We start from the raw sequence: 8,957 nt of genomic DNA on the forward strand, positions 1-8,957 counted from the left end.
AATCTGTATTACTTTATTCTGCCTCCGCAGAGCCAGTGTTGGGTGTAATATTTTTCCCGGAGGTTGCTGACTATGACTCCCCGGCTGGTACTGGCATGTATAAACTTGCCGTCTTTGAGGTAGATGCCCACATGTGCCACTTTCTTGCGGGAAGCACGGCTGGTGAAGAACACCAAATCTCCCTCACACAGGTTGCGGCGGGAGATTTTGCTGCTCTCTTTCAGTTGCCCGTCTGTGCTTCTCGACAGACGGGTGTGGTAAACTTTCTTATACAGTTGCGATACCAGTCCGGAGCAGTCCGTTCCACGTTTGCTGTCGCCACCTGCACGATAGGGCGTGCCTATCCATTCGGAGGCATGGATGTACAGCTTGTGGTTGTCCCGCAGTTCAATATCCACTCCCAAACGGACGGATGCCTGTGCCAGGGCTTTGTAGTCCAGCCGTGGCGCGGAGGTATGGCAGGAACTTAGACCTATCAATATTGCGGTAAAGGTTACTATATAAGAAAGATATTTTTTCATGCTTCCACGTTTTTTTCTTCTACTGTTTTTTCTTCTACTGTTTTTTCTTCTTTTTCCGTTATTTCTTCTACGGCAGCTTCTGCTTTTACTACCGTTTCTTCTACTACGGCCTCTTCCTCCACGCCGACGTTGAAGTAAGCTTCCAGTTCCTGCTCGGCAGAGTTGCCCTCATTCCGTATATCGCGGATAATAACACCGTTTTCCAGCAATGCAATACGCGGACAAACGTCCACAGTGTGATTCAGGTTATGGCTGGAAATGATGACAGTGGCTCCGTGTTCTTCATTGTATCTTTTCAGCAAGTGTTTGATTACGGCTTGCGAACTGGGGTCAAGGAAGTTGAACGGTTCATCCAGAATCAACAGTTGCGGATGATGTAGCATAGCGGAGATGATGCCTATTTTCTGCTTGTTTCCGGCAGAATAGTTGCGGATGAATTTCTTCTGTCCCATCACTTCGCCGTTCATGAAGCGTTCGAAGGGAAGCAGGCGTTCGTCTACTTCCTCTTTCTTCAGACCATACATCTTGCCGATGAAGTAGAAGTATTCTTCGGGGGTGAGGTAGTCTATCAGGAAGCCGTCGTCTATGAAGGCTCCCGTGAAGCTCTTCCAGTCCTCGCTTTTGCTGACGTCAATGTCATTGATGGTTACATTGCCACGGTCTGCCCGCAGCAAATCAAGAATAAGGCGGAAGAGGGTGGTCTTGCCTGCACCGTTGTTGCCCACCAGTCCCAGCATATCGCCTTGCCCGATGGTGTAGTTCTCTATATATACGGCCTTTTTTGTACCGAAATTCTTTTGCAAATTGTTGATGTGTATCATGTTAGCGATTGATGTTTAATGATTTCTATTTCTGTCTACTGTCCCTGAAGCCTTCCATATTCTTGTAGCGGCGTTTCATGAGTCGGTGATATACATTCATCAGCCAGAATTTGGAAGTGGCGATAAATGCCACGCCAATGCCGATAAGTATCCAGGGGGTAACTTCCTTGCCGAAAATGGTATTCAGTGCAAAAAGCAGAAGTAAAGGTATGCCGAAGGCGCCTCCTGCAATCAGGTTCTGCAGACCGGTACCTATATTCTGCCGGCTGGTCATTTTGGAATTCAGGTCGGTGGTCTTGTTGTTGTAGACCGCCAACTGGAACAGACAACAGTATACAGCGCCCGGAATGAATATCAGCCATGCAATGCAACCGAGTACGGATACCTTGCCGGTAACCATACCTGGAATCATCAGAATCGTAGGGATGAGCAATGCAATGCTGTACAGTATGTATTTGGCACGCAACAGCGAATAGATGGATTCTTTGCGGCTCATCAGTCCGTCAATGTAGTTGCCTTCGTAGCTCATCAGTCCGCTCAAAAACATGATACCGAAGATGATATAGTTATAGAGAACGAAGAAATCTCTCATGCCTCCGTCATAGATGTCGGAAAAACTGATGATGCAACTGAACATTATTACTACGCCGGTGATGGAATAGAGCGAACGCTTGCAAATTTTGTTGCGAAGCAATAACTTGAGCTCCAGCCTCATGTATTCGCCTATTTCGCCATACCGGTCGAGGAATTTGTATTCGGATACGTGCTTTATCCGTGTATCTTCCACTTTGTTCAGTTCATTGTAGATGAGTTTCTGCATCAGAGTGCGGTTGATGAACCACATGAGGGCGATGGCGACCAGCACACCGATGAATGACAGAATATTGCCGGTGATGAACCCTTCTCCCAGATTGACAAAACAGTCGAAAAGTGGACTGTTGTCCGGAATGAATAGTGCAGCGGCAATGCCACCGTATACTACTGCCGGTAATGCCAGCCACCAGATGCGCTCGCCCATCAGTGTGCGGCACAGCAGGAACCAGTAGTTATTGAATACCATCAGCAACCAGATGCCGATGCAATAGGTCAGCACACCACTGATTCCATAGAATTTGGTGACGGTGATGATGGAAAACGGAACAAACAGAAACAGCCAGAACAGGTTGAAGCCGTCCAGTGCGGAACGGATTAGCAGGAAATCTATAAGACGGTTCCGTTTGATGGGAAGCAGCAGGTAGGGTTTTACTTCCTGGGTGGGCGTTTTTTGGAAAGGCAAGCGTATAAGGAAATCCAGCACGAGGACAAATATCAATCCGGAGTTCATTACGTGATAGGCTTCTGTGGCACCGCCGTCAAAGGCGAATGCAAAGGTCGTACCGAAGAATATCAGGTAACCGGCCCAGAAGACGAACATGAAGTACATCCAGAATTTTCCGAATTTACTTTTTTCGTACATCGGATTTCGTTTCTCCGCCAGTTTTCCGTGTTTGCGCAAATCTAAGAAAAGACTCATGGTATTTGTATATATATAGTTGGTATGAAAAAGGCTGCGCTGCCTTTCATCGAACAACGCAGCCTTCTGTGTGTATGGCTCTCTTATTCTTTGTCGGGAGTTTCAGGACTGATCATTGATACCTCAATCTCATTCTTCTGCTTGAACAAGTCATCGGTGAATTTCTGAATGTCCTTCACGGTGATGCTGTTGACAATCTGTTCGTAATCCTTTATCGGATTCATGCCGGTGAACAGGTATTCGTCAATGCTTCCCAGCCAGTAGCTGTTCTCCTTCAAGTCTTCGGCATGTTTCTTCAGCATGAACTCCTTCACTTTATTCAGGTCTCCTTCCGACGGACCTGCTTTGGCGATGTTGCCGAGTTCTGCAAAGATAATCTGCATCAGCTTTTCTCTTTTTGCCGGGGCGGTTTCGAATATAATCTGTAGAAGGGCCTTTTCTTTCGGATACTTGCTTAACTGGCCGCCTACATATACACCGTATGTGCCACCTTCGTCTTCACGTACCTTGGCTGTATAAACCAAGTCGAGAATCTGGCTGGTCATATCCAGCAGGATGTCATTTCTCAGGTCGTATTTGCAGTCACCGTTCAGCAGGACAAAATTCGACGCTTTAGCAGTTTCCTGTTTCCTTATGAACTCGTTCTTATAAACTCCCTGGCGCATGTCGACTTTATTGTCCTTGAATGTTTCCTTGCGATTGATGGCAGGCAGTGCACCCAGGTACTCGGCGATGAGTGGTTTCATTTCCTCTACATTCACATTTCCTACAAAGATAAAGGTAAAATCGCTGGCGTCTTTGTAGCGGTCTTGATACATGGACAGAATCTTGTCATAATCCATCTTGTCAATCATGTCCGCCTTTATTCTGGCTCTTCTGGGATGGTGCATGTAAATACTGGCCGAGATAGAATCACTGAATGCTACCTGGGGATTCATTTCCATATTCTGCAAGGCAGCTTTGTTGCGGTTCTTGTAGGATGCAAAGGCATCGTCGTCACGGCGTGGAGCGGTGAATGTCAAGTAAGTGAGCTGCATCATTGTTTCGAAGTCTTTCGGTGAACAGCTGCCATTGACGGTTTCTGTCTTGTCACCGATACCATAGCCGACAGAGGCTTTTTTGCCGGCCAGGACTTTTTCCAGGTCTACGGCACTGAAATTACCCAGACCACCTACACTCACTGCATCCAATCCGTTGATGTTGATGATTTCCGAGTCGGGGAACAGGGAACTACCGCCCAGGCTGACTCCCTTCATGCGGATTTCGTCTGCCTTGAAGTCTGTTTTCTTGATAATGATTTTGACTCCGTTGGAGAGTGTCAGCGTTGTAGTGCCGAATGTATCGTCCGTCTGTTCGGATACAATCTTTCCGCCTTTCGGGGCTTCGGCCATCAAAGGTTCGTCTGATACCTTGTCTACGTAGGCAGTCAGCTTTTCAGCTTTAATATCCTTCAGGATTTTCTTGATTGCATCTTTTGTCGGCATTTTCAGGCCTTCTTTGTCCGGTCCGAGGATGGCAACCACTTGGTTACTGTCTGTCACAAGGGCTTGTATCATTTGGTTCAGTGCGGCAACCGGAATGGCGGGGGCTATCTGATTGATGATGGTGTATTCGTTCTCAATGCCCGGAATAGGTTCGTTGTCGAGGAAATGGCGGACGTATTCATTCACGTACTCTTCATTCTTGCGTTTGTCACGTTCGTTATAGGCAGATTCCAGTTGGCGCAGATATTCGGCACGGGCACGGTTGTATTCCGTTTCCGTAAAGCCGAATTGGCGGGCACGTTCTGTTTCGCGCAGGAGAGTGGCTATTCCGTTTTCTATGGCATCTTCCTTGCAGACAACGACACCGGTGAAGGCATCTTTGGTTTTGGCTACGAAGAAGTCATCGTCATAAGTGGCGGCATATATATAAGGAGGATTGGCGGTCTGTACCAATTCGTTCAGACGTGCATTCAGCATATTGTTGATGAGAGTGGCTGCATAATTCTGTACCAGATAGCCCATGTCGCCTTTCTGCTCGTCAGGAGTGGCTTCGTGCTTGTTGAAGAAGAGGGCTTGTACATTGGACTGTTCCTTGTCCTGATAAACCAATACGATGGGCTCCTTGTTGTCGTTTACCGGATAGTACTCACGTTTGGCGGCATTGGGCTGGGCGGGAATATCAGAAAACATTTTCTTGATTTGGGCTTCGATGGCATCCACATCTATATCACCAACTACCACAATACCCTGCAGGTCCGGACGGTACCACTTTTCATAGTAGTCTCTCAAAGTTTGCGGTTTGAAGTTCATTACGACCTCCATTGTTCCGATAGGGAAACAAGTGGCATACTTCGTTCCTTCGAACATGACTGGAAGCATCTTTTCTTGGAAACGTTGTATGGCGCTCATACGGGTACGCCATTCTTCGTTGATGACTCCGCGTTCCTTGTCTATTTCCTTCGAGTCCAGAGTTAAATCGTTACTCCAGTCGTGCAGAATCAGCAGGCAGGAATCGATGGCTCCCGGAGTAGTGACCGGCACATTGGAAATGTTGTATACGGTTTCGTCTACGGAAGTATAGGCGTTCAAGTTCTCACCGAATTTCACCCCGATACGCTCCAGGTATTGTTTCAGTGCATCACCGGGGAAGTGGGTCGTTCCATTAAAACACATGTGTTCCAGGAAGTGGGCAAGGCCGCGTTGGTCGGCTTCTTCCTGAATGGAGCCTACCTTCTGGGCAATGTAAAAGTCGGCCCGGTTTGCGGGCTGTCCGTTCTTGCGGATATAATAGGTCAATCCGTTGTCCAACTTTCCGATACGGACATTTTTGTCGATTGGGATAAGCGGCATTTGCTGTGCAAATACCTGCTGAAAATTGCAGCAAAGAATTAATGCTACAATCCATAAACCACGTAATAGATGTTTCATCTTATTATAAATTTAAATTGTTCTTGAACTATCTGTCGGACAGTCCTTAGATAAATCACAACTTTTGTTGTTTTTTTCGGATTCCATTCCGGATAAATGGAATTTATCTGACTGCCTCCCGGATGCGGACTAATTTGGTTAGCAGGTCTTCCAGCAGGTCGAGTTTCAGCATGTTGGCACCGTCACTTTTGGCTACGGTGGGATTTTCGTGAGTTTCGATGAACAGTCCGTCTACTCCTACGGCGACACCGGCTTTGGCTACGGTTTCGATAAGTTGCGGCATACCTCCCGTGACACCACTGGTTTGGTTGGGCTGTTGCAGGGAGTGTGTTACATCCAGAATGACGGGGAAACCGAAGGTCTGCATTTCGGGGATGCCACGATAGTCAATGACTAAGTCCTGATAACCGAAAGTAGTTCCGCGTTCCGTCAGCATGACGTTTTTATTGCCTGCTTCCACAACTTTATCAGCTGCAAAGCGCATGGCAAGCGGAGAGAGGAACTGCCCTTTCTTGATGTTGATGGTTTTTCCGGTTTTGGCAGCGGCTACAAGTAGGTCTGTCTGCCGGCAGAGGAAGGCGGGAATTTGCAGAATGTCCACATATTCGGCAGCCGTAGTGGCTTCTTCGGCTGCATGAATGTCGGTCACGGTAGGTACTCCGAAGGTGGTGTGTACTTTTTGCAGTATTTTCAGGGCCTTTTCGTCGCCGATGCCCATAAAGGAATCTAGGCGAGAACGGTTGGCTTTGCGGTACGATCCTTTGAATACGTATGGGATTTGCAGTTTTTCTGTGATGGTCACGATACGTTCGGCAATACGCATTGCCATTTCTTCCCCTTCAATGACGCAAGGGCCTGCTAGTAGGAAGAAGTTTCCGGCAGGATTATTCTTTAATTCAATCATAAGTTGTTGCTGATTAAGTATTTTTAATTGGGTATAATCAATGTTATCGCTTCGTGTAGTATGCTGATATCCAGCGGAAAATGACGATCGAGAATACGTCCGTCCAAATCGACAGAGGCATTTTGCGCACGCAGCACTTTTACTTTTTGCGTACGGTAGGGCATCACTACCTTGTGGTTCAGAATCCGCCCTTGGATAAGCATCCACAATCCCGACCATAGTTGCAGCAATTCGGGACGGTAAATGACAGAAACATCCAGCCAGCCATTATAGGGCACTGCACTAGGCGCTTGTCCGTATCCCCACGCACTGCCTATGCAGACAGTCATGATGCGTCCGCGTATGTGCTCGCCGTTTATCTTGAGATGCATGCGGTACAGCTTCCGTTCGAAGATAATGGATAGCAGTGCCATGAAGTAGGAGAGGAACTTCACTCCCCAGAAACGCCTGCACTGGTCAGTGATTTTCACGATACGGGCTCCTAAACCTATGTTGATGGCATTGAGAAAGTAGCGTGTCAGATGCTTTTCACCATCGTAATAATAGCAGGTACCCACGTCTATTTTCCGACGGCGGTTGTTGATGATGCAATCCACCGCTTTCTTGTAGTCCGAACTCATTTCCCAATAGTCGGCAAAGTCATTTCCTATGCCATTGGGGATGATGCCAATGGCTATATTTTCCTTGTCTGGTGCATTGGAAAGCATGATGCCGTTAATGACATCATTCAGTGCGCCGTCACCGCCTACAACAACAATGGTGCGGTAGCCGTTGTTGGCAAGGATACTTGCCAGACGTTCTACCGAACCGAACCCTTCGGATTGCACATAGTCGTAAGGAACACCTTTGCTGTCCATGTATTCTTTGATTTCTTTCCACCGTTTCTGCACTTTCCGCGTTCCGGCTTTGGGGTTGTATATCACTCCCAACTTTTTGGGTTCTGCACTCATGATTCTATTTACAATTTGACTATTTACGATTTAAATCACTTGGTCACTTTCTCATTTTATCATTCTTCCAATTTCTTCTTTACAAAAGCTATCTTTTCTTCCATTGGGCATCGGATATTCATCCAGTGGATGGTAAAACCGCGCCGCTCCATGCCGCGAAACCAAGTCATCTGGCGTTTGGCAAATTGGTGGATGGCTGTTTCCAGTTGTGTGAACATTTCTTCATAGGTTAGCTTGCCGATGACATAAAGTGTCAGATACTTGTATTCCAGTCCGTAATAGATAAGGTCATCCGGTTGGATGCCTTGCTCTATCAGACGGCGTACTTCGTCTATCATTCCTTCTTCTAGGCGCTGGCGTAGGCGGCGGGTGATTTTCTTCCGACGTAGTTCTCGGTCGATGTCAACACCTATGATGAGGCTGTTTAGCTGGGGAAAGGAACGTTCGTCTACTGGGGTATGGGCATAATATTCTTCGATTTCGATGGCTCGTATGGCACGTTTGGCTGTGTCCAGGTCCGTGCTATTGTGCAGGCTTTTGTAAGCTTTCAGTATGTCGGTCAGTTCTTCCAGCGATTTGTCTGCTAGACGGGTGCGCAACTCGGAATTCTCGGGTACAGGTAGCAAACGGTAGCCTTTCAGCACTGATTCGAGATACATTCCGGTTCCTCCACATACAACGGGCAGGCGGCCTTTGTGTTTAATACTCTCGTAAGCATTCAAGAAATCACGTTGATACTCGAAAACATTGTACTTATATCCCGGGTCGACTATGTCGATGAGGTGATAGGGAATCTGTTTTCCATCGACGGTATAGTCGGCAAGGTCTTTGCCGGTGCCCAAGTCCATTCCCCGGTAGATTTGCCGTGAATCGGCACTGATGATTTCCGTATGGAGTTTGGCGGCCAAAGCGGCTGCAAATGGAGTCTTTCCTGAAGCGGTAGGCCCTAATATGGCGATTAAATCATAGTCTGGCATATATAAGTTCTTGTTAATCTCACTACAAAGATAGTGCAAACCGAATGCAGAATAAAATGAACTCATTTATTTTTTATGCTAAGGTGTGGCTTATCTTCGTGTTAGTGCAAAGATAATGCAAACTGGGAGTATAATGGAAAGAACTTGCTTATTTTTTTACGTGATGTTATACCTTCTTTTCTACTTTGAAGCAAAAAAAGTGAAAAAGGACGTGAAAACGAGTATTTATCTTATTTAAGTTTCGCAAGTTCAGCTTGCTAGTTTTAATTTGTAAATATCGCATATATGGTTCATCTCTTCCGACCTGTTAATCATCACATCATAGATATCCTCATCGGCCAAACCGAAGAGGTTTGCTA

General features: G+C 46.8%; 7 protein-coding genes. All 7 read right to left on the reverse strand.

Annotated features, from left to right (window positions below; translation table 11 throughout):
* Nucleotides 1-8 precede the first annotated feature (8 nt).
* A complete protein-coding gene (locus tag HU824_RS13035; RefSeq protein ID WP_176469059.1) occupies nt 9-521 on the reverse strand; it encodes a C40 family peptidase in 513 nt (170 codons plus the stop codon).
* Nucleotides 518-1,342 (reverse strand): ABC transporter ATP-binding protein, encoded by an 825-nt coding sequence (locus tag HU824_RS13040; protein ID WP_176469060.1) that lies wholly within the window; start codon nt 1,340-1,342, stop codon nt 518-520. The genes HU824_RS13035 and HU824_RS13040 overlap by 4 nt, the downstream gene beginning before the upstream one ends.
* Before the next feature lie 25 nt (nt 1,343-1,367).
* The gene (locus tag HU824_RS13045; RefSeq protein WP_176469061.1) at nt 1,368-2,855 is read right to left on the reverse strand and encodes a DUF5687 family protein; all 1,488 of its coding nucleotides are present in this window, start codon (nt 2,853-2,855) and stop codon (nt 1,368-1,370) included.
* Between the two features lie 83 nt (nt 2,856-2,938).
* Nucleotides 2,939-5,767: a pitrilysin family protein gene (locus HU824_RS13050; protein WP_176469062.1), complete on the reverse strand. Its 2,829-nt coding sequence runs from the start codon at nt 5,765-5,767 to the stop codon at nt 2,939-2,941.
* A 103-nt stretch (nt 5,768-5,870) separates the two neighbouring features.
* On the reverse strand, nt 5,871-6,671 hold the full coding sequence (gene kdsA / locus HU824_RS13055) for a 3-deoxy-8-phosphooctulonate synthase (RefSeq protein ID WP_136010607.1): 801 nt from the start codon (nt 6,669-6,671) through the stop codon (nt 5,871-5,873).
* 23 nt (nt 6,672-6,694) lie between these two features.
* Complete coding sequence (locus tag HU824_RS13060; RefSeq protein ID WP_176469063.1) at nt 6,695-7,621, reverse strand: diacylglycerol kinase family protein; 927 nt, start codon at nt 7,619-7,621, stop codon at nt 6,695-6,697.
* 59 nt (nt 7,622-7,680) lie between these two features.
* A complete protein-coding gene (gene miaA, locus HU824_RS13065) occupies nt 7,681-8,598 on the reverse strand; it encodes a tRNA (adenosine(37)-N6)-dimethylallyltransferase MiaA (RefSeq protein WP_176469064.1) in 918 nt (305 codons plus the stop codon).
* Nucleotides 8,599-8,957: the final 359 nt, after the last annotated feature.

The sequence above is a fragment of the Bacteroides sp. L10-4 genome, assembly GCF_013373675.1.
Taxonomy (GTDB): Bacteria; Bacteroidota; Bacteroidia; order Bacteroidales; family Bacteroidaceae; genus Bacteroides; species Bacteroides muris.

Bases quoted from the DNA above. Each gene is read 5' to 3' on its own strand.
- HU824_RS13060 (WP_176469063.1), bottom strand. From the start codon at position 7,621: ATGAGTGCAGAACCCAAAAAGTTGGGAGTGATATACAACCCCAAAGCC.
- kdsA (WP_136010607.1), bottom strand. From the start codon at position 6,671: ATGATTGAATTAAAGAATAATCCTGCCGGAAACTTCTTCCTACTAGCA.
- HU824_RS13050 (WP_176469062.1), bottom strand. From the start codon at position 5,767: ATGAAACATCTATTACGTGGTTTATGGATTGTAGCATTAATTCTTTGC.
- HU824_RS13045 (WP_176469061.1), bottom strand. From the start codon at position 2,855: ATGAGTCTTTTCTTAGATTTGCGCAAACACGGAAAACTGGCGGAGAAA.
- miaA (WP_176469064.1), bottom strand. From the start codon at position 8,598: ATGCCAGACTATGATTTAATCGCCATATTAGGGCCTACCGCTTCAGGA.
- HU824_RS13040 (WP_176469060.1), bottom strand. From the start codon at position 1,342: ATGATACACATCAACAATTTGCAAAAGAATTTCGGTACAAAAAAGGCC.
- HU824_RS13035 (WP_176469059.1), bottom strand. From the start codon at position 521: ATGAAAAAATATCTTTCTTATATAGTAACCTTTACCGCAATATTGATA.